The organism is Amycolatopsis sp. N2S4-7 (assembly GCF_058119595.1).
On record NZ_CP172299.1, the window covers coordinates 3,263,055 to 3,284,565 of the forward strand.

General features: G+C 73.2%; 16 protein-coding genes. 11 read left to right on the forward strand and 5 right to left on the reverse strand.

Going from position 1 to position 21,511, the window contains the following annotated elements:
* Positions 1–93: 93 nt before the first annotated feature.
* Positions 94–1,317 carry an HRDC domain-containing protein gene (locus tag ACH54P_RS15205; RefSeq protein WP_489916446.1) on the forward strand — a complete coding sequence of 408 codons (1,224 nt, stop codon included), beginning with the start codon at positions 94–96 and terminating at the stop codon, positions 1,315–1,317.
* A 266-nt stretch (positions 1,318–1,583) separates the two neighbouring features.
* Here ACH54P_RS15205 and ACH54P_RS15210 read toward each other — a convergent pair whose 3' ends face one another.
* The gene (locus ACH54P_RS15210; RefSeq protein ID WP_489913144.1) at positions 1,584–2,249 is read right to left on the reverse strand and encodes a TetR/AcrR family transcriptional regulator; all 666 of its coding nucleotides are present in this window, start codon (positions 2,247–2,249) and stop codon (positions 1,584–1,586) included.
* A 176-nt stretch (positions 2,250–2,425) separates the two neighbouring features.
* Here ACH54P_RS15210 and ACH54P_RS15215 point away from each other — a divergent pair, with 176 nt between their 5' ends.
* The 9 genes from ACH54P_RS15215 to ACH54P_RS15255 all read left to right on the forward strand — a co-directional run bounded on the left by ACH54P_RS15215 (position 2,426) and on the right by ACH54P_RS15255 (position 15,909).
* Entirely contained in the window at positions 2,426–3,895 is a 1,470-nt protein-coding gene (locus tag ACH54P_RS15215; RefSeq protein WP_489913146.1) for an amino acid permease, read from the forward strand.
* Positions 3,896–3,906: 11 nt separating this feature from the next.
* A complete protein-coding gene (locus tag ACH54P_RS15220) occupies positions 3,907–4,740 on the forward strand; it encodes an urea amidolyase associated protein UAAP1 (RefSeq protein WP_489913148.1) in 834 nt (277 codons plus the stop codon).
* Positions 4,737–5,372, forward strand: coding sequence for an urea amidolyase associated protein UAAP2 (locus tag ACH54P_RS15225; RefSeq protein ID WP_489913150.1), 636 nt, complete (start codon positions 4,737–4,739; stop codon positions 5,370–5,372). The genes ACH54P_RS15220 and ACH54P_RS15225 overlap by 4 nt, the downstream gene beginning before the upstream one ends.
* Entirely contained in the window at positions 5,369–8,902 is a 3,534-nt protein-coding gene (gene uca, locus ACH54P_RS15230) for an urea carboxylase (RefSeq protein WP_489913152.1), read from the forward strand. The genes ACH54P_RS15225 and uca overlap by 4 nt, the downstream gene beginning before the upstream one ends.
* Positions 8,899–10,509, forward strand: coding sequence for an allophanate hydrolase (locus tag ACH54P_RS15235; RefSeq protein ID WP_489913154.1), 1,611 nt, complete (start codon positions 8,899–8,901; stop codon positions 10,507–10,509). Before uca ends, ACH54P_RS15235 begins: the two co-directional genes overlap by 4 nt.
* Positions 10,510–10,645: 136 nt before the next feature.
* The gene (locus ACH54P_RS15240) at positions 10,646–11,791 is read left to right on the forward strand and encodes a hypothetical protein (protein WP_489913156.1); all 1,146 of its coding nucleotides are present in this window, start codon (positions 10,646–10,648) and stop codon (positions 11,789–11,791) included.
* 59 nt (positions 11,792–11,850) lie between these two features.
* Positions 11,851–12,480, forward strand: coding sequence for a DUF998 domain-containing protein (locus tag ACH54P_RS15245; RefSeq protein ID WP_489913158.1), 630 nt, complete (start codon positions 11,851–11,853; stop codon positions 12,478–12,480).
* Positions 12,481–12,607: 127 nt separating this feature from the next.
* Positions 12,608–13,798, forward strand: a complete 1,191-nt coding sequence (locus ACH54P_RS15250; protein ID WP_489916448.1) for a thiolase family protein — start codon at positions 12,608–12,610, stop codon at positions 13,796–13,798.
* Complete coding sequence (locus tag ACH54P_RS15255) at positions 13,798–15,909, forward strand: 3-hydroxyacyl-CoA dehydrogenase NAD-binding domain-containing protein (protein ID WP_489913160.1); 2,112 nt, start codon at positions 13,798–13,800, stop codon at positions 15,907–15,909. Before ACH54P_RS15250 ends, ACH54P_RS15255 begins: the two co-directional genes overlap by 1 nt.
* Here ACH54P_RS15255 and ACH54P_RS15260 read toward each other — a convergent pair.
* Positions 15,906–16,334, reverse strand: coding sequence for a hypothetical protein (locus tag ACH54P_RS15260; RefSeq protein ID WP_489913162.1), 429 nt, complete (start codon positions 16,332–16,334; stop codon positions 15,906–15,908). The two genes, ACH54P_RS15255 and ACH54P_RS15260, sit on opposite strands and share 4 nt — an antisense overlap.
* 70 nt (positions 16,335–16,404) lie before the next feature.
* On the opposite strand from ACH54P_RS15260, the gene ACH54P_RS15265 reads away from it, so the two are divergent.
* Complete coding sequence (locus ACH54P_RS15265; protein WP_489913164.1) at positions 16,405–17,952, forward strand: twin-arginine translocation signal domain-containing protein; 1,548 nt, start codon at positions 16,405–16,407, stop codon at positions 17,950–17,952.
* A 13-nt stretch (positions 17,953–17,965) separates the two neighbouring features.
* Here ACH54P_RS15265 and ACH54P_RS15270 read toward each other — a convergent pair whose 3' ends face one another.
* The 3 genes from ACH54P_RS15270 to ACH54P_RS15280 all read right to left on the reverse strand — a co-directional run bounded on the left by ACH54P_RS15270 (position 17,966) and on the right by ACH54P_RS15280 (position 21,413).
* Entirely contained in the window at positions 17,966–19,090 is a 1,125-nt protein-coding gene (locus tag ACH54P_RS15270) for a sensor histidine kinase (protein WP_489913166.1), read from the reverse strand.
* Entirely contained in the window at positions 19,087–19,764 is a 678-nt protein-coding gene (locus tag ACH54P_RS15275; RefSeq protein WP_489913168.1) for a response regulator transcription factor, read from the reverse strand. The genes ACH54P_RS15270 and ACH54P_RS15275 overlap by 4 nt, the downstream gene beginning before the upstream one ends.
* A gap of 131 nt (positions 19,765–19,895) precedes the next feature.
* Positions 19,896–21,413, reverse strand: coding sequence for a PucR family transcriptional regulator ligand-binding domain-containing protein (locus ACH54P_RS15280; RefSeq protein WP_489913170.1), 1,518 nt, complete (start codon positions 21,411–21,413; stop codon positions 19,896–19,898).
* Between the last annotated feature and the right edge of the window lie 98 nt (positions 21,414–21,511).

Sequence of the window (21,511 nt, forward strand, 5' to 3'; positions counted from 1 at the left end):
GCGAACCTCCCTGCGGGGCGGGCGGACCAGGCGCGGTACGCCCGTCCCGTAGGGTCGTCAAACATGGGAAGCACAGAGGCCGAGGACACCGGGATGGAGATCGAGTCCACGGGCGGTCCTGTGCTGCTACGCGAACCCGCCGAGGGCACGCCCCCGGTGATCACCGATCCGTCCGCGCTGGCCGAGGCCTGCGCGAAGCTCGCCGCGGGCACCGGCGCGGTCGCCGTCGACACCGAACGCGCGTCCGGCTACCGGTACTTCCCCAAGGCCTACCTCGTGCAGCTGCGCCGCGAGGGTTCCGGCACGGTGCTGATCGACCCGATCGCACTGGACGGCGAACTCGCCCCGCTGCGCGAAGTCCTCAACTCCCTGGAGTGGGTGCTGCACGCCGCCTCCCAGGACCTCCCCTGCCTCGCCGAGCTCGACCTGCACCCGGCGGCGCTGTTCGACACCGAGCTGGCCGGCCGGCTGGCGGGCTACGAACGCGTCGCGCTGGGGACCCTCGTCGAGCTCCTGCTCGGCTACACGCTCGAGAAGGGGCACAGCGCGGCGGACTGGTCGAAGCGGCCGCTGCCGGTCGACTGGCTGAACTACGCCGCCCTCGACGTCGAACTGCTCATCCACCTGCGCGAGAAGCTGGAGGCGGAGCTGGGCGCCCAGGGCAAGCTGGAGTGGGCGCGGCAGGAGTTCGAAGCCGTCCGCACCGCGCCGCCGCCCGCACCGCGGGCCGAGCCGTGGCGCCGGACGTCCGGCGTGCACAAGATCCGCAACCCGCGCGGCCTCGCGGCGGTCCGCGAGCTGTGGCAGGCACGCGACGAGCTGGCCCGCAAACGCGACCGCGCACCGAGCCGCATCCTCCCGGACACGGCGATCATCAACGCCGTGACGGCGGACCCGAAGACGGTCGAGGAGCTCCAGGCCCTCCCGGTGTTCAGCGGCCGGGTCCAGCGCAAGTACACGGCCAGCTGGCTCCGCCACCTCCAGGCGGCCCGCGCGCTCCCGGCTTCGGAGCTGCCGTCGCCGTCCCAGCCGACGGACGGCCCGCCCCCGGTGAACCGCTGGGCGGACAAGGACCCCGACGCGGCGGCCCGGTTGTCGGCGGCCCGCGCGGCGCTGGCGGCGATCGCGGAAGACCGGCGGCTGCCGGTGGAGAACTTGCTGCTGCCGGATCTGGTGCGCCGCACGTGCTGGCGGCCGCCGGCGGAGACGGACGAGGACGCGGTCGCCGAGGTGCTGCGCGCCGGCGGGGCCCGGCCGTGGCAGGTCGAGCTGACGGCGGCGGTGCTGAGCAAGGCCCTGCAGACCACGGCTTCCTGAGGCTGCACGCCTTTTCCGCGGCCGACGCTTTCACCGTCTCCAACGGCCGCCGATGCCGCGGACGCTCCCCTCCGCCGGGCGCCGCAGGATCCTCCGGGTCGGCGAGCCGTTCACGCACGTCCGCGATCGCCGGGCCGGGCGCGCTCCGCCCGGATCGCCCGGCGGAAACGGACGAATACGCGGTCGGCGGAGGTGCTCCGGGGCGGTGGGGCTCAGCCGGGGCAGGTGGATCACCCGGCGCTGTGCGCTGAGCAATGCCGGCGACGTCAGCCGCTCAGCGAGGCCAGCAAAGCGTGCGCCGAACTCCGCAGTTCGTCCGACGGCTCCGGCAGCCCGGCCAACCGGACCACCCCGTCAGCCCCCTCCCGGACATGCGCCTCGACGTCCAGCTCCGGGTCGTCCCGGCGGATCACCGCGATGCTTTCCACCAGGCCGAACACCAAGTCCGTTCGGATCGCCACCGTCTCCGGTGCCACCCCCGCGGCCGCCACCAAACCGCCGTACGCCGCCTTCAGCTCTGCTCGCTCGGTGCGGAAGCGCGCCAGATTCGGGGAGCTCACTTCCGGCAGCAGGTACAACGCGCCCAGGTTGTGGCGGGCGCCGCCGAGCAGGCCGATGTCGGCGTACGCCAGCGCCCACAGCCGGACCGCCACCGGTGCCGATCCGGCGACGAGCCGGGCGGCCAGCGCCAGTGACGGGCGGACCGTCTCGGCCAGCAGGGCCGCGAGGATGTCCTCCTTGGCCGGGAAGTGGTAGTAGAGCGACGCCTGGCGCAGCCCCGCGCGCTCGGCGATCGCCCGTGTCGTCGTCGCCGCGTAGCCGGCTCCGGTGAACAGTTCCCCCGCGGCGTCGAGCACGGCTTGGCGCGCGTCCGGCCGGTTCGCCGCCGCACCGCTCGCCCTCGGCCTGCCGACACCCGCCCCTTTAGCCACGTGGGTGATCTTGCCAGGTCCGCGCCCGTGACACGCGCACCGAGGTCCTGTTACGCCCGGATGTCGCCGTTGACGGGCCGTCGCCCCCGCCGTTAACGGACCCCTAACGCACCGGAGATCACCACGTCGTGCCCGCGACCTAATTTCTGTCAAGCGACAGAAACCAAGGAGCCCGCATGACGCCACCCGACGAACTCGCCGCCTTCGGCTACCGCCAAGAGCTTCGCCGGTCGCTGGGCGGGTTCTCCGCCTTCGCCGCCGGCTTCTCCTTCGTCTCCATCCTGACCACCGTCTTCCAGCTCTTCGGCTTCGGCTACACCTTCGGCGGCCCGCTCTTCTTCTGGACGTGGCCGGTCGTCCTCGCCGGCCAGCTGCTCGTCGCGCTCGTCTTCGCCGAACTCGCCGCGCGCTACCCGCTCGCCGGATCCGTCTACCAGTGGGCGAAACAGCTCAGCAAGGGCTTCCTCGGCTGGCTCGCCGGCTGGATGATGCTGCTCGGCTGCATCGTCGCCCTGGCGGCCGCCGCGATCGCGCTGCAGGTCGTGCTGCCGTCGGTGTGGGACGGCTTCCAGCTCGTCGGCGGCGACCCGTCGGTGACGTCGCCGTCCGGCGCCGCCAACGCCGTGCTGCTCGGCACCCTGCTGCTCCTCTTCACCACCGCGGTCAACGCCGGCGGGGTCCGGCTGATGGCGCGGATCAACGACGTCGGCGTCGCGGCCGAGCTCCTGGGCGTCCTCGTCCTCATCGCCGGGCTGGCCCTGTTCGCCGTCCGCGGCCCGCAGGTGGTGCTGCACGACGCGCCCGGCACGAGCGCCGGGGTGGGCGGCGTGCTCGCTTCGGCGCTCATGGCGGCGTACGTCCTCTATGGCTTCGACACCGCCGCGTCGGTCGCGGAGGAGACGAAGAACGCGCGGAGGGCGGCCCCGCGGGCGGTGCTGCGCGCCGTGCTCGTGTCCGGGATCGGCGGGCTGGCGGTGGTGGTCACCGCGTTGATGGCCGCGCCGAGCCTGACCGACGGGCAACTCGCCGGCCACGGCCTGCCGTACGTCATCACCGCCGTCTTCGGCGACCCGCTCGGCCGGGTCTTCCTCGCCGACGTCGCGGTCGCCGTCGTCGTCTGCACGCTCACCATCCAGACCGGCACGATCCGGCTGGTCTTCGCGATGGCCCGCGACGGCGCGCTCCCCGCGTCCACCCGCCTCGCCGGGGTCAGCCCGCGTACCGGGGCGCCGGTCGCCCCCGCGCTGCTGTCGGGGGCGCTGGCCATCGGGCTGCTGCTGCTCAACGTCGGCAACCCGACGCTGTTCAGCACGATCACCGGGACGTCGGTGGTGGTCGTCTACCTGGCGTACCTGCTGGTCACCGGGCCGCTGCTCGTCAAGCGGCTGCGCGGCGGGTTCCCGGCCGAGCCCGGCCGGTTCTCCTTGGGGCGGTGGGGTGTCCCGGTGAACGGGGCGGCCGTCGCCTACGGGATCGCCATGGTCGTCAACATCGCCTGGCCGCGCGCGGAGATCTACGACCTCGCCGGTTCGGGCTCCCCCTGGATGCTCCTGTTCCCGATAGAGTTCGTCGGCGGCGCACTGGTGATCGGCTGGCTCTGCTGGCTGCGGCTGCGCCCGGCTCCCGCCCTCGAACCGGCTACCTGAGAGAGGACGCTATGAGCACCACCGCGACGACCTACGGCGCCCGCGACCACGCCCGCGCCCAGGCGGGCACCGTGGTCGACACGATGCCGTCGATCCCGGCGAGCACCTGGCCGTCGCCGCCACCCGGCGTCGCGCCCGACGCGCTGACCTGGGCCGAAACCGTGGCCGGCGGCGGGTACACGCACAAGGTCCTGGCCCGCGGCACGCGGCTGCGGCTGACCGACCCCGACGGCGACGCCTGCGCCCACCTGCTGCTGGTCAACGCCGACCAGCCGTGGGAACGGCTGAACGTCGCCGACACGGTGAAGGTGCAGTGGAACGCCTACCTCGGCGAGTCGGTGGCGCTGCTGTCGGACCAGGCGCGGGTGCTGGCCACGATCGTCGCGGACTCGAGCGGCCGCCACGACGCGCTGTGCGGGACGTCCACTGTGGACGGCAACACCGAGCGGTACGGCGACGGCGCCCCGCACGGCCCCTCCCCCGCCGGGCTGCCGCTGTTCACCCTGGCCGCGGCCAAGAACGGCCTGGGGCCCCGCGATCTGCCGCCGAGCCTGTCGTTCTTCCAGGGCGTGCGCGTCCAGAACGGCGGCGGGCTGGAGTTCACCGGGTCCGCGGGCGCCGGGAAGTCGGTCGACCTGCGGATCGAAGTCCCGTCGATCGTGCTGCTCGCCAACGTCGCCCACCCGGTCGACCCGCGCCCGGACTACACCGTGTCCAAGCTCGAAGTGCTCGCCTGGCGCGACCGGCCGACCACTCCGGACAGTCCGGAGTGGACACACACGCCGGAGGCGCAGCGCGCCTTCGAGAACACCGCCGACTACCTGACCGCCCGGGGGATCGCATGAGCACGGCGTACGAGTCCCAGCTGGAAGTCAGCTTCGACGTCCCCGCGCGGGCACCGTTCTCGACGGTGCTGAAGCAGGGCCAGGAGCTGGCGATCATGGACCTGGGCGGCAACCAGGCCGTCGACTTCCTCTGCTACGACGCGAACGACACCTCGAAGCGCTACAGCGCGGCCGCGACGATCGCCGCGCAGCGCAACATCTTCCTGACCACGGGCAGCGTCCTGCGGACCCAGGAGGGCGCACCGCTGCTGACCGTCGTCGCCGACACCTGCGGGCGCCACGACACGCTCGGCGGCGCGTGCAGCAAGGAGTCCAACAGCCTCCGCTACGGCCAGCACACCCGCCACCAGCACGCCTGCGTCGAGAACTTCCTCATCGAGGGCGCGAAGTGGGGGCTGGGCAAGCGCGACCTGGTCAGCAACGTCAACTGGTACATGAACGTGCCGGTCGAAGAGGACGGCACGCTCGGCATCGTCGACGGGATCTCCGCGCCGGGCCTGGAAGTCCGGCTGCGGGCCGAGACCGACGTGCTGGTGCTCGTGTCGAACTGCCCGCAGATCAACAACCCCTGCAACGGGTTCGACCCGACGCCGGTGCGGATGATCGTCATCTCCCCCGGAGGCGGCGAGTGAGGCTGCTCGTCGCCAACCGCGGCGAGATCGCGGTCCGGATCCTGCGCAGCGCGAAGGAACTGGGTCTCGAGACCGTAGCCGTGTACTCCGACGCCGACCGCCTCGCCCCGCACGTGCGGCTCGCCGACCGGGCCGTGCGGCTCGGCCCGGCGCCCGCCGCGGAGAGCTACCTGCGGGCCGACGCGATCATCCGCGCCGCCGTCGACACCAGCTGCGACGCGATCCACCCCGGCTACGGCTTCCTCTCGGAGGACGCGGCGTTCGCGCGGGCCTGCGAGGAAGCCGGGATCGCGTTCGCCGGGCCGTCGCCGGAGCACCTGGAGGTGTTCGGCAGCAAGCACACCGCCCGCGAGGCGGCGATCGCGGCCGGCGTGCCGCTGCTGGCCGGCACCGGCCTGCTGTCCGATGTGGACGAAGCGCTGGCGCGCGCCGGGGACATCGGCTACCCGGTGATGCTCAAGGCGACCGGCGGCGGGGGCGGCATCGGGATGTGCGCCTGCCCGTCGCCGGACGAGCTGCGCGCCGCCTGGGACACCGTGCGCAGCGTCGCGGCCAAGAGCTTCGCCAGCTCCGGCGTCTTCCTGGAACGCCTCGTGAGCCGCGCGCGGCACGTCGAGGTCCAGGTGTTCGGCGACGGCTTCGGCGAGGTCCTCGCCCTGGGCACACGGGACTGCTCGCTGCAGCGGCGCAACCAGAAGGTTGTCGAGGAGTGCCCGGCGCCGGACCTGCCCGGCACCGTCCGGAAGCAGCTCGTCGACTCCGCCGTCGCGCTGTGCTCGTCCGTGCGGTACCGCTCCGCGGGCACGGTCGAGTACGTCTACGACGCCGAACGCGGCGAGGCGGCGTTCCTCGAGGTCAACACCCGGCTGCAGGTCGAGCACCCGGTCACCGAGGCGGTCTACGGCGTCGACCTCGTCGCCTGGATGCTGCGGCTCGCCCAGGGCGACCGCGGGATGTTCCGTGCGACGCCGGTCGCGCGCGGCCACGCCGTCGAAGCGCGCGTGTACGCCGAGGACCCGAGCGCCGGGCACCGGCCGAGCGCGGGTCTCGTCACGCGGGTCACGCTGCCCCCGGGCACGCGGGTCGACACCTGGGTCGAGCCGGGTACCACCGTCACCACCCACTACGACCCGTTGCTGGCCAAGGTGATCTGCACCGGCACCGATCGCGAAGACGCCCTCGCGAACCTGCGGGAAGCGCTCGCCGCGACCCGGTTCGACGGCGTGCAGACCAACCTGGGCCAGCTTAGGGCCGCGGCCGCCGACGCGGCGTTCGGCGCCGCCGGCCACGACACGTCCACTTTGGATGCCGTCGAGGACGCGGAACCGCGGATCGACGTCGTGCGCGGCGGCACGATGACGACCGTGCAGGACTGGCCGGGCCGCACCGGCTTCTGGCACGTCGGGGTGCCGCCGAGCGGCCCGATGGACGACCTCTCGCTGCGCCTGGGCAACCTCGCGCTGGGCAACCCCGAAGGCGCCCCCGGCCTGGAGTGCACCGTGGACGGTGTCACGCTGCGGTTCTCCCACGCCACCGAGGTGTGCGTCACCGGGGCACCCACCACCGTGCTGGTCGACGGCACCGAAGTTCCCCTGTGGACGCCGGTCGAGGTTCCCGCCGGCGCCACGCTCGACGTCCGCGCGTGCACGGCCGGGCTGCGCAGTTACGTCCTCATCCGCGGCGGCGTCGACGTTCCCGGCTTCCTCGGCAGCGCGGCGACGTTCACGCTGGGCCGCTTCGGCGGTCACGGCGGGCGCGCGCTGGCCACCGGCGACGTCCTGCAGCCGGGGCCGGCCCCGGCCGACCCGGTTGTCGGGCCGGTCGCGGAGGCCGACCGGCCGGCGTTCGCCGGCCACTGGACGATCGGCGCGCTCGAAGGACCGCACGCGGCGCCGGAGTTCTTCACCCCCGAAGACGTCGACACGTTCTACGCCACGGACTGGCAGGTGCACTTCAACTCGGCGCGCACCGGCGTCCGGCTCGTCGGGCCGCGCCCGAAGTGGGCCCGCGCGGACGGTGGCGAGGCGGGCCTGCACCCGTCGAACATCCACGACACGCCGTACGCGATCGGCGCCGTCGACTACACCGGCGACCTGCCGATCCTGCTCGGCCCGGACGGGCCCAGCCTGGGCGGGTTCGTCTGCCCGGCGACGGTCGCCACCGGCGAGCGGTGGAAGCTCGGGCAGCTGCGGCCCGGTGACACCGTGCGGTTCGTGCCGATCGACACCGACCACGCGGCGGCGCTGCGGCGAAGCCCCGCCTCGGCGGTCACGTCCACCCGGACGGCCCGCCACGACGGCGGTGTCCTGGGCCGGCTGCCGGCGGCGGACGACGAGCCGTCCGTCACCTACCGCCGCAGCGGCGACGACAACCTGCTCGTCGAGTACGGCGAGATGAACCTCGACCTGGCGCTGCGGATGCGGGTGCACGCGCTCGCCGAGCGCCTGGCCGCCGAGGGCGTGCCGGGGATCGTCGACCTGACGCCGGGCATCCGGTCGCTGCAGGTGCACGTCGACCCGGACGCGCTGCCGGTCGGCAAGGCGCTCGGGCTGGTGCGCGAGCTGGAGCGGGACCTGCCGCCGACGCACGCCCTCGTGGTGCCCAGCCGCAGCGTCCGGCTGCCCCTGTCGTGGGACGACCCGGCGACGCGCGAGGCGATCGAGCGGTACATGACCGGCGTGCGCGACGACGCGCCGTGGTGCCCGTGGAACATCGAGTTCATCCGCCGCGTCAACGGGCTGTCCAGTGTGGACGACGTGTACCGGACGGTGTTCGACGCGGAGTACCTCGTGCTCGGTCTCGGCGACGTCTACCTCGGCGCGCCGGTCGCGACGCCGCTGGACCCGCGCCACCGCCTGGTCACGACCAAGTACAACCCGGCGCGGACCTGGACCGCCGAGAACTCCGTCGGCATCGGCGGCGCCTACCTGTGCATCTACGGCATGGAAGGCCCCGGCGGGTACCAGTTCGTCGGGCGCACCGTGCAGGTGTGGAACAGCTGGCACGGCGGCGACCGGCCGTGGAACCTGCGGTTCTTCGACCGGATCTCGTGGTACCCGGTGTCGGCCGAGGAGCTGCTGGACCTGCGGGCGCGGAGTTCGGCCGGGCAGCTCGAACTCGACGTCCGGGACGGCTCCTTCGCCCTGGCCGACTACCAGAAGTTCCTCGCCGACAACGCCGGGAGCATCGCCGGGTTCCGGGCGACGCAGGCGGCGGCGTTCGAGGCGGAACGGCGGGCGTGGGCCGCGGCGGGCGAGTTCGACCCGAAGCCGGAGCCGGTCACCCGGCCCCCGGCGCGGGTCGAGGCGCCGCCGGGCGGGCACGTCGTCGAGGCGCCGTTCGCGGCGACGGTGTGGCGGGTGGACGTCACGGCGGGCGAGCGCGTCGAGGGCGCGCAGCCGCTCGTGACCCTGGAAGCGATGAAGACGGAGGCGCGGATCCCCGCGCCGGCCGGCGGTGAGGTGGTCGAAGTGCTCGTGTCCCCCGGTGACCAGGTGGCGCCCGGAACGCCGTTGGTGGTGCTCGGATGAGCGTCATCGAGCGGGTGCGGGCCGCGTACGGCCGGATCGCACGGGTCGATCGGCCCGAGATCTGGATCGACCTGCGTCCCGAAGCCGACGTGCTGGCGGAAGCCACGGCCCTGGCCGAGCGCGGCCCGGCCGGGCTGCCGCTCTTCGGCAAGCTCGTGGCGGTCAAGGGCAACATCGACGTCGCCGGGCTGCCGACGACCGCGGGCTGCCCGGCGTACGCGTTCAAGCCGGACGCCGACGCGCCGGTCGTCGCGCGGCTGCGGGCGGCCGGCGCGCTGGTGCTCGGCACGACCAACCTGGACCAGTTCGCGACCGGGCTGGTCGGGACGCGCAGCCCGTACGGCGCGGTGCGCAACGCCGTGGACCCGGCGTACGTGTCGGGTGGGTCGAGCTCGGGTTCGGCGGTGGCGGTCGCCCTGGGGATCGCGGACCTGGCGCTGGGCACCGACACGGCCGGGTCGGGCCGGGTGCCGGCGGCGTTCAACGGGATCGTCGGGCTGAAGCCGACCCCGGGCCTGCTGCCGGCCGAGGGCGTGGTGCCCGCGTGCGCGAGCATCGACTGCGTGACGCTGTTCGCGCGGACGGTCGAGGAGGCGTCGTTCGCCCTGACCTGCCTGGCCGAGCCCGCGCAGGTCCACACGGGACGGTTCCGGCTCGGTGTGCCGTCACCGGACCAGCTGGGCCCCTTGGCGCCCGGCTGGGCCGAGGCGTTCGACGCCGCGGTCGCGGACTACGCCGCGGCCGGGGCCGAAGTGACCACGGTGGACGTCTCCGCGTACCTGGAAGCGGCGCAGCTGCTGTACGGCGGCGCGTTCGTCGCCGAGCGGTACACCGCCGTCGGCGAGTTCATCGACGCTCACCCGGACGCGGTCGACCCGGTCGTGCGCTCGATCATCGGCCCGGCCCGGGACATCCCCGCACACCGGCTGTTCGCCGACCAGGCGACCCTGGCGGGCTTGCGAACGGAAGCTCTGGTGGCGCTGGCCGGCGTCGACGCGCTGCTGTTCCCGACGACGACCGAGCACCCGACGATCGCGGAGGTGGCCGAGGACCCGGTCGCGGTCAACGCGCGGCTCGGCCGGTTCACCAACTCGACCAACCTGTTCGGCCTGTCGGCACTGGCGGTCCCGGCGGGCACGGTGGCCGGGCGCCCGTTCGGCGTCATGCTGGTCGGCGCCCCGCACGACGACCTGAAGCTGGCGGCCCTGGCGGGCCTGCGCGGCGAGCGGATCCCGATCGTGGTGGTCGGCGCGCACCTGCGGGGCCAGCCGCTGAACCACGAACTGACCTCCCGGGGCGGCCGCTTCGTGGCCGAAACCCTCACGGCGGCCTCGTACCGGCTGTACGCGCTGGACACGGTGCCGCCGAAGCCGGGACTGGTGCGGGTCGCGTCCGGCGGCGTTTCGATCGCCGCGGAGGTGTGGGACCTCCCGGCCCGGGGGTTCGGCGAGTTCGTGTCACGCATCCCGGGCCCGCTGACGATCGGGAAGATCGCCTTGGCGGACGGCACGTCGGTGTCCGGGTTCCTCTGCGAACCCGCGGCGACGGAGGGCGCGGAGGACATTTCGGCGAAGGGTGGCTGGCTGGCGCACCTCGGCGCCGGGTAAACCGGTTGCGCCGCAGGTCGACACTGAGGTGGTGAACACCCTGCCCTGCGGCCACCCGGGCCGCACCGGCAGCTTGCGCCTCTGTCCGCACCTGGCTGTCGAAGAACCTCCCGCGTCCACCCGTCATCTGACCGGCGTGGGCACTCGCTACGACCTCGTCTGCGCCGGGTGCACCCCGGCCGAGCTGGCCGGAGCCTGCGAGAGCTGCGCCGACCGGGCCGACCAGAAGAGCTTCCCTTCGGGCTGGCACGGCGAACCCGAAGTACTCCTGCGGGACAGGGAACTCGGCGGCACGTGGTCGGCACGCCCCTGCCCGGTGCGGCCGGTGAACGACGGCTGCCTGGCGCCGATGCCCGGTCACTGGCTCGCGCTCACCGCGGAGGGGTTCGTGCGGATCACCGACGACGACCAGTGGCTCGTCGGGCCGGTCGAGCTGCCCGAAGACACCCCCGTGGACATCCGCGACTTCCCGGACCGCCCCCGCCGCGGTCTGCACACCTCGCGCGACGGGCGGTTCGCGGCGGTGGTCTCCGACTACGGCCGGTTCGCCACGGTCGTCGACCTCGGCGAGTGGGTCACCGTGCTCGATCTCGACCGGGACGGCAACGACAACGAGTACACCCGGTTCCCGCTGGCCTTCCTCGGCGAAGGCGAGACGGCGAAGGTCGTCGCGGGCACCGACTGGAACCGGCTCGACGTGTTCACGCTGCCCGGCGGCGACCTGCTGACCGACCGGGAAACCGCGGCACCGGAACGCGGGGAGCCGGAACCCGAGCACTACCTCGACTACTTCCAGGGCGCGCTCCACGTGAGCCCGTCGGGGCGATCACTGGTCGGGGACGGCTGGGTCTGGATGCCCGTGGGCTCCCCGTTGGTCGTGGACGTCGCGGCGTGGCTCGCCGGTGACGTCCACGCGGCCGAGACGGGCCGGCACCTCACCCCCGGCCGCAGCAGCGACTGGGACCAGCCGATCGCCTGGCTGGACGACACCACGGTCGCCATCCAGCGCATGGGCGCTTCCTGGCAGGAGATGCTCGACGGCGTCGAGCTCTACGACGCCGGGACCGGGCGCCGCACCGGCATGTTCGCCGGCCCGAAGGGCCCGATGTGGGCCCACGGCGGCCTGCTCCACGTCGCCGCCGAGGCGGGCTTCGAGGTCTGGGACCCGGCCGAAGGCGCCCGCGTCGGCTTCGCCCCGGGATTCCACCCCATCGCCCACCGCGACGGCACCTTCGCCGAACTGCGTAACGATCAGCTGAGGATCTGGGAACCCGTCGGATAACAACGCTTGTCCCGGGGCACGAGAACGCCGATGACCTCGGTGAGACCCCGGAGGCGGCCATGACCACGGCAACCCGATCCCCGCAGACCACGCTCGTCCACTCCTACCTGTTCCTCCGGCGGGCCATCGGGCTCATCGGCCTGGCGCTGCCGTTCGTCCTGATCCTCGGCAAGCAGCTGGTCCAGGGCGGCGACCTCATCGGGTCCCTCAGCGGCTACTACTACACCGACCTGCGCAACGTCTTCGTCGGCGCGATGTGCGCCGCCGGGGTGTTCCTGCTCGCCTACTACGGCCACGACTTCGCCGACAACGTCGCCAGCAGCGTGGCCGGCCTCGGCGCGATCGGTCTCGCGCTGTTCCCGGCGGCGCCGGACCACGACGTGACGGCGTGGGACCGCACCTCGGGCGTGCTGCACCTGGCCTTCGCCGCGGTGTTCTTCCTGATGCTGGCGTACTTCTGCCTGCGCCTGTTCCCCCACGACGGTGAGCAGCCCCCGGGCACCGGGATCGTCTACCGCGGGTGCGGCGTGGTGATCCTGGCCGCGCTGGTGCTCATCGCGCTGACGAGCCGGCTGCGGCTGGTCCCGGAGTGGCACCCGGCGCTGTGGCTGGAGAGCGTCGCCGTGGCGGCGTTCGGGGTGGCGTGGCTGCTCAAGGGCCAGACGCTGACGCCCAAGAGTGTGCCGTAGCCCACTCGACCGGGCCACTACCCTGGTTACCGACGGGTAACAAGGGCTATCGTGCGGGCAAAGACCTCTACTTCATGGAGCATTCGTGGCCGCACCAGCAACGCCGCTCGCGCCGACCGCGCGAGGGGTGCGCACCGTCGCCTTCGTCGAGGGGGTCCGCACCCCCTTCGGCAAGGCCGGCGACAAGGGCATCTACGCCGGGACCCGCGCCGACGACCTCGTCGTCAACACCATCCGCGAGCTGCTGCGGCGGCACCCCGAACTGCCGCCCGAGCGCGTCGACGAGGTGGCCATCGCCGCCACCACGCAGATCGGGGACCAGGGCCTGACCATCGGCCGCACGGCCGCGCTGCTGGCCGGGCTGCCCAAGTCCGTCCCCGGCTTCGCCATCGACCGCATGTGCGCCGGCGCGATGACCGCCGTCACCACCACCGCGTCCGGCATCGGCTTCGGCGCCTACGACATCGCCATCGCCGGCGGCGTCGAGCACATGGGCCGCCACCCGATGGGTGAAGGTGTCGACCCGAACCCGCGGATCATCGCCGACAAGCTCGTCGACCCGACCGCGCTCGTCATGGGCCAGACCGCCGAGAACCTGCACGACCGGTTCCCGGCGATCACCAAGCAGCGCACCGACGCCTACGCCGCGCGCAGCCAGGAGAAGTACGCCGAAGCCGTCAAGACCGGCAAGATCGGCCCCGAGCTGGTCCCCGTCGCCACCCGCTCGAAGGAGCTGGGCTGGGGTCTGGCCACCGAGGACGAGCCGCCGCGGCCCGGCACCACGCTGGAAACCCTCGCGAACCTCAAGACGCCGTTCCGCCCGCACGGCCGGATCACCGCGGGCAACGCGGCCGGCCTCAACGACGGCGCCACCGCGTCGATCCTCGCCGACGAGGAGACCGCCCGCGAGCTCGGCCTGCCGGTCGCGATGCGGCTGGTCGGCTACTCCTTCGCCGGCGTCGAGCCGGAGGTCATGGGCATCGGCCCGGTGCCGGCCACCGAGAAGCTGTTCAAGCGCACCGGGCTGTCCATCGACGACATCGGCTTGTTCGAGATCAACGAGGCCTTCGCCGTGCAGGTGCTGGCCTTCCTCGACCACTTCGGCATCGACGACGAAGACCCGCGCGTCAACCAGTGGGGCGGCGCGATCGCGTGCGGCCACCCGCTGGCCTCGTCCGGCGTCCGGCTCATGACGCAGCTGGCCCGCCAGTTCGCCGAGCGGCCCGACGTGCGCTACGGCATGACGACGATGTGCATCGGCATCGGCATGGGCGGCACCGTGATCTGGGAGAACCCGGCGTTCGAGGGGGCGAAGTAATGACGTTCACCGCTGAAGAAGCGAAGGCCGCGTTCCCGGACGAGGTCGTCACGCACGCCGTGACGCGGCTGGTGAAGGTGCCCGGGCTCGAGAAGCCCGTCGCGCTCATCACGCTCGACAACGGCCACGACCACACCCGGCCGAACACCTTCGGCCCGCAGGGGCTCGTCTCCCTCAACGCCGCGCTGGACAAGGCGTTCGAGGCCGAGCCGGCCGCGATCGCGGTCACCGGCAAGCCGTTCATCTTCGCCGTCGGCGCGGACCTCTCGGGTGTCGAGTCCGTCAGCGACCCGAAGCTGGCGCGCGAGATCGCCCAGACCGGGCACGACGTCTTCCGGCGCCTCACCGAGACGAAGATCCCGACGTTCGGGTTCGTCAACGGCGCGGTCATGGGCGGCGGGCTCGAGCTCGCCCTGTCCTGCCACTACCGGACGCTGTCGGAGAACACCGCCGCCATCGCGTTCCCCGAGGTCTTCCTCGGCCTGTTCCCGGGCTGGGGCGGCACGCAGCTGCTGCCCAACCTGATCGGCCCGGACGCCGCCGTCACCGTGATCATCGAGAACGCGCTGGCGCAGAACAAGATGCTCAACGTCAAGCAGACGGCGGAGCTCGGCATCGTCGACGCGGTCTTCGGCTCGGCCGACTACCTCGAGCAGTCGCTGCTGTGGCTGGCCAAGGTCGTCAACGGCGAGATCACCCCGGCCCGCCGCGAGATCGACCGCGGCGCGGAGTGGGACACCGCCATCGCGCGCGCCAAGTCCATTGTGGACGGGCGAACGCACGGCGCTTCGCCGGGCGCGACCAAGGCCGTCGAGCTGCTGGAGCTGGCGCGCGAGAACGACCTCGACCGCGGTTACGCCGCCGAGACCGACGGCCTCGCCGAGCTGCTCATGTCCGACGTCCTGCGCGCCGGGCTGTACTCGTTCAACCTGGTCAACAAGCGCGCCAAGCGCCCGGCCGGCGCGCCGGACAAGTCCCTGGCCCGCAAGGTGAACAAGGTCGGCATCGTCGGCGCCGGCCTGATGGCCAGCCAGCTCGCGCTGCTGTTCGTGCGCCGCCTGAAGGTGCCGGTCGTGCTGACCGACGTCGACCAGGAGCGCGTCGACAAGGGCGTCGGCTACGTCCACGCCGAGATCGACAAGCTGCTGAGCAAGAAGCGCGTCTCCCCCGACGGCGCGAACCGGCTCAAGGCACTGGTTTCCGGCTCGCTCGACAAGGCCGCGTTCTCCGACGCCGACTTCGTCATCGAAGCCGTCTTCGAGGAGCTGGGCGTCAAGCAGCAGGTGTTCGCCGAGCTGGAGCAGCACGTCTCGCCCGAGGCGATCCTCGCGACGAACACCTCGTCGCTCTCGATCACCGCGATGGCGTCGAAGCTGCAGCACCCCGAGCGGGTCGTGGGCTTCCACTTCTTCAACCCGGTCGCCGTGCTGCCGCTGCTGGAGATCGTCCGCGGCGAGCAGACCGACGACGCCTCGCTGGCGACGGCGTTCTCGGTCGGCAAGCAGCTGAAGAAGTCCAGCGTGCTGGTTAAGGACGCGTCGGCGTTCGTCGTGAACCGGCTGCTGCTGCGCTTCCTCGGCGAGGTGCTGGTCACCGTCGACGAGGGCACGCCGTTCGACGTCGCCGACAAGGCCCTGGAACCGCTCGGCCTGCCGATGACGCCGCTGACGCTGATGCAGCTCGTCGGCCCGGCCATCGCGCTGCACGTCGGCGAGACGCTGCACGAGGCGTTCCCGGACCGGTTCACCGTGTCGGAGAACCTCGCCAAGTTCGTCAAGGCGGGCAAGAAGGGCGTCTGGATCTGGGACGCCCAAGGCAACCAGTCGGCCGACCCCGAGGTCGTCGAACTCTGGACGCAGGGTGACAAGCCGTCCACTTCGGAGCAGGTGCGCGAGCGGGCGCTCGCGGCCATCGCCGAGGAGATCCGGATCATGCTCGACGAGGGCGTGGTCGCCGAGGCGCAGGACATCGACCTGTGCCTGATCCTCGGCGCCGGCTGGCCGTTCTGGAACGGCGGCATCACGCCGTACCTGGACCGCTCCGGCGTCTCCGAGCGCGTGAACGGCAAGCCGTTCCTCGCCCCGGGGGTCGCTTCGGTTCCGGCGCGCTAGTACTCGCCCTCACGAGGGCACTTCGGCGGCGGCGCAGTGAGTTTCAGCTGCGCCGCCGTCGCGTCGGAGTCGATCACCGTCACCCGCTCGGCGGTCCGGTAGCGGGCGTGGAGCTCCTGCGCCCACGCCTTCAGGTCGGTACCCGGCACGGCGAGCAGGGAGACCGACGGCGGGTCCACGAACACCCGCCGCGCCTTCGGGTCGTCCCGGAAGGACTGCGCCGCCGCGCGCATGTCGTCGTCGGTGGAGAAGGTCACGACGACCGCCGCGCACAACGTGTGTCCCGCCAGCGGCGCGGGGCTGCGGTCCACCGGCAGGTCGGGCGGCCGGACCAGCGCCGCGACGCCGAAGGCCAGTCCCACCCCGGCGGCCGCCGCCAGGGCGATCACCGGCACCAGGACGCGGACCAGGGGGCTTTCCTCCACACCGAAGATCACAGCACACGTTGGCCGCCGGGACACCGCCCGTTCACCCCGGCGGCTTAGCGTCCCGCCGGTGACCACCGACCGACGCCGCTTCCTCAAGGGGGCCGGCCTGGCCGCCGCCGCCGCGAGCGTGCCGCTGCCCGCCCCCGCTCCCACGTCCGCCCACGCCGACCTCGATCCGGGCCGGCTGTGCGGGGGCTACCAGTGGCTGCCCGGCGATCACCACACCCACAGCCAGTATTCCTACGACGCGATGTACCGGATCGACCAGATCGCCGCCGGCGGGCGGGCGCACGGCGCGAACTGGATCGTCTTCACCGACCACGGCCACGCCGAGCACGAGAAGGTCTCGGTCGAGCCGACGGAGAAGGACTTCGCCGCCGCCCGGCGGAAGTACCCGGACCTGCTGCTGTGGCACGGCATGGAGTGGAACGTCCCGGGCGCCGAGCACGCGACGGTGTTCTTCCAGGCCGGGACGGACCAGGCGGCGAAGCTGCGCGAGTTCGAGCGGTCCTTCGACTGGCGGCTGACGGACTCCGAGGCGTCGAGCCCGGAAAACGAGGCTCTCGCGCTCAAGGCGTTGCGGTGGCTGGCTTCGGAAGAGCGCGCGCGGCGGATCCACGCGCCGGTCGTGCTGATCAACCACCCGTTGCGCAACGGCCGCGTCGCGCCGCACGAGCTGCGCGCCTACCGCGACGCCGCCCCGGACATCGTGATCGGCATGGAGGGCGCGCCCGGCGCGCAGGCCGACGGCTTCCCGAAGCCGCTCGGCAACGGCGGCGCGCGCGGCGGCTACGCCAACAGCCCCGGCCCGAACTCGTGGCCCGGCTACCCCGCCGAGGCCTACCGGACGTTCGGCGGCTGGGACTGGGCGACGGCGAAGGTCGGCGGCCTGTGGGACTCGCTGCTCGCCGAGGGCAAGCCGTGGTGGATCACCGCGAACTCCGACTCGCACTACAACCGCGGCGACACGCTGGTGCGGCCTCAGGTGGCGGACGGCTGGTACGACACGCACGGGAAGTTCCCCGACCCCGTCGACACCGGTGTCCCGCAGCTGCTCGCGCCGTACGCGGACTTCTACCCCGGGGAGTTCAGCCGCACGTACGTCGGCGTGACGCGGCGAAGCCTCGAAGGCGTGCTGGAAGGCCTGCGGGCCGGGCGGATCTGGCTGTCGCACGGCGGCCTGGCCCAGGAGCTGGCGGTTGTCGCGGCCGGCGGTGGTTCCTCGGCGACGCTGGGCGGCCGCCTGCGGGTCCGGCGGGGTTCGGACGTCACGATCGTGGTGTCGGCGCGGCCGGCGTCCCGCCCGAACGGCAGCGGCTCGGTGCCGCGGCTGGCCCGGCTGGACGTCATCGCGGGCCCGGTCACCGGTCCCGTGGCCGACCCGGACACGATGACGGCGCCGGGCACCCGGGTCGTGGAGTCGTTCGAGCCGCGGTGGGCGCCCGGGCGGCAGGTCGTGTTCCGGCACACCTTCCGCAACGTGCGGGAACCGTTCTACGCGCGGATCCGCGGCTCGAACGGCGATTCCGAACCCACGCCGGACGTCATCGGCCAGGCGAACCCGTTCGAGGACCTCTGGCTGTACGCGAACCCGATCTTCGTCGACGTCCGCTGAGCGGCCCGGGGCATCAGCGCACCGGGAGGTGGACCGTCACCGCGAGGCCGCCACCCACGATCGGTTCCGCCGTCACGGTTCCGCCGTGCGCCTGGACCGCCGCCCGGACGATCGACAGCCCCAGGCCCGCGCCCGAGCGGGCCGTGCGGGCCACCCCGGCGCGGCGGAACGGCTCGAACAGCTCCGGCACCGCCGCCGGGTCGACCAGCCCGCCCGACGAGCGCACCCGCAGCGTCGACCACTGCGGCCCCGGCTGGGTGACGACCTCCAGCCAGCCGCCGTCGACGTTGTGGCGGACCGCGTTCTCCAGCAGGTTGCCCGCGATCCGTTCCAGCAGCGCGGGATCGCCGAACGCGGGCGCCGGCGGCGTCGTGAACGAAGCCCGGATCCCGCGCTGCTCGGCTTCGCGGTAGACCGCGCGCCAAGCGCGGTCGACGACGGCCGCGAGGTCGACCGGCTCGTGCACCCCGAGGCCGGCGCCGTCGGTGCGGGCCAGCAGCAGCAGCGAGTTGACGAGCTGCCCGGCGCGCTCGGTGGCGTCCCGGACCACCCCGGCCATCCGGCGCAGCTCGGCTTCGTCGGCGGCGTCGTCGGCGAGGGTGACGTCCAGTTCCGTGCGGATCACCGACAACGGCGTCCGCAGCTCGTGGCTCGCGTTCGCGACGAAGTGGCGTTGCGCGTCGAACGCGGCCTGCAGCCGGTCGAGCATGTCGTCGAACGTCCCCGCCAGCTCGGCCAGCTCGTCGCGCGAACGCACCTCGCCGATCCGCTCGCCCATCGACTCGACCGACAGCCGCCGCGCCGTCCCGGTGATTTCGCGCAGCGGCAGCAGCACCCGCGAGGTGAACGTCCAGGCGAGGATCGCCGCGGCCGCCACCACCAGCAGGAACGCGATCGACCCGAACAGCAGCATCCGGTCGCGGGCGTGCACGCGCAGGTGTTCCGCCAGCGTCGACGCGTCGACCTGGACGCCGTCGACGACCACCACGCTGCCCGGCGGCATCTGCGGGACGGTGTCGAGCGAGTCCCGGACCAGCGTCCAGGCCAGCCAGAGCAGCAGCAGGCTGACGGCGGCGACCAGCACGGTCGCCAGCAGGGTGATCCGGGCGCGGAGGCTGCGGGTGCCCGGCAGGTTCACGCGCGCGGCGCGCCGGGCTCCGGCACCCGGTACCCGGAGCCGACGACGGTCTCGATGATCCCCGGCTCGCCGAGCTTCTTGCGCAACGTCATCACGGTGACCCGGACGGTCGTGGTGAACGGGTCGGCGTTCTCGTCCCAGACGCGTTCGAGCAGTTCCTCGCTGCTGACGACGGACCCGGCCGCCGAGAGCAGGACTTCGAGGACGCCGAACTCCTTGCGCGTCAGCTCGATCGGGCCGCTCGCGCGCCGGACGGTCCGCTTCGCCGGGTCCAGTTCGACGTCCCCGGCGGTGAGCAGCGGCGGCGCGGCCGGCGTGGCCCGGCGGCCCAGCGCCCGCACCCGCGCGACCAGCTCGGGGAAGGCGAACGGCTTGGCGAGGTAGTCGTCGGCGCCCAGCGACAGCCCGTCCACCCGGTCGGACACCGAGCTGCTGGCGGTCAGCATCAGCACCCGGGTCAGTTCCCCGGACGCGACGATCTCCCGGCACAGCTCGTCCCCGGACATGCCGGGCAGGTCCCGGTCCAGGAGCACGACGTCGTACCGGGTGACGGCGGCCTTTTCGTGCCCGTCGTCCCCGGTGAGCGCGACGTCCACCGCCATCCCTTCGCGGCGCAGGCCACGGGCGATCGCGTCGGCCAGGGGTTCTTCGTCCTCGACTACCAAAACTCGCACGAGCCCACAATCCCATATTTTCCTGAGAGTGCCCTTTAAGGACTGAGGCTTGTTCTGGTCAGGCCGCCGCGGCCCGCTCGGACGCCGCTGATCACCGCGAAGTCATGCGGCGGCCGACGGCTGAACAAGCCTCACCGTGCGTCCGATGAGCCCGCCCAGCGCAGCGCGAACCACAGCCGCATCCGGACCTCCGGGTCCGCCAGGTCCACGTCCAGGGCCCGCTCGACCTGGGCGATCCGGTGCCGGACGCTGTTGCGGTGCACGCCCAGCCCGGCCGCCGCCGCCTCCCAGCCGCCGTGGTGGGCCAGCCACGTCCGCAGCGTCCGCACCAGCTCGCGCTCGCCCGACCGGTCCAGGGCGACCAGCGGTTCGAGAGCCTTCGCCGCGAAGCCCGCGGCCGCGTCCGGGGCCAGCAGCGCGTCGAAGTCGAGCGGCCCGCTCCCGGCGACGACCGGGCGGCCGAGTGCCTGGGCCCGCGCCAGCAGCAGGTCGACCTCCGCCACCGCACCGGCCAGCTGCTCGGCGGGCACCGGCGACCCCGCCGCCGCCAGCCAGCCCGAAGCCAGCAGGTCCTCCAGCGCCGCCGCCGGGAGGGAGCCGGCGATGGCCACGAAGGACGGCCCGGGCCGCACCTCGACGAGCGGGGTGTCGAGGCGCGCCCGCAACCAGTCCGGGCGCTGCGCCACCTCGTCGGGGCCACGCCGGCAGGGCGCCCCGGCGACCAGCCGGGCGACGCCCGAGCCGAGCAGCGCCCGCGCGACACCGCGGGCCGACGTCCGGCCGAGGAGCAGGCCGGTGGCCGCCGCGCCCAGCTCGGCGGCGTCCGAACCCGCGCGGCCGACCAGGCCGAGCAGCGCCGCGCCGACGGCGAGGATCGCCCGGTCGGCGCCGTCGTAGCGCCGGGACCGGCCGACCACCACCAGGTGCGACGCCGTCGCCTGCGGGTACACCGGCTGGACGACGACGAAGCCGCCGCCGGTCTCGGTGGTCGCGCTGCGGATCCCGCGGCCCGCCCGCACGGTCGCCATCAGCTCCCGCACCTCCGGCGGCAACGGCGCGGGCGCGTCGTGCGCCGCCGCGAGGACGTCCCCCGCGCCGGCCAGCGCGACCCAGGACCGCAGCCGCGCCGCCAGCGACGACGTCAGCTCGCCGAGCCCGCCCCCCGCGGCGCGGGTCAACGCTTCCCGCGCCTCGGTGATCCGCCGCTGCTCCCGCTGCCCGGCCTCGGTCAGGGCGACCGAAACCGCCCGGTTCACGGCCAGGAACGGGGTCCGCGGCGGCACCACGAGCAGCGGCAGCCCGTGCCGCGCGCAGGCCCGGCGCAGGGATTCCGGCAGCGTCTCGAACACCGTCGGGGTGAGCCCGAACCCCAGCGCCGTCACGCCGGCGTCGCGCAGCCCGCGCACGTACCGGTCGACCTCCGCCGGTTCTGCCGGGAGGTTCACGCCCGCGGTGAGGATCAGCTCGGCGCCGACCAGGTACGGCGCGGGGTCGCGCAGCTCGCTCACGTGGGCCCAGCGCACAGGGGCGTCCAGGGCGCCCGGCCGCAGCGTCTCGCGGACGGCTTCGAGAGCCAGGTCCCGGTTGCCGACGACCGCCCGTAACGGGACATTCACCTCGGTGGCCGGTTCCTCCGCGTTTTGGGTCATTTCATCCCCGCCGATGTCGATATGGGGATGAATCATCCCATGCCCGGACGGTGCCGGACGAACCTACGGTGACCCGAACACCCGCCAATGAGGCAAGG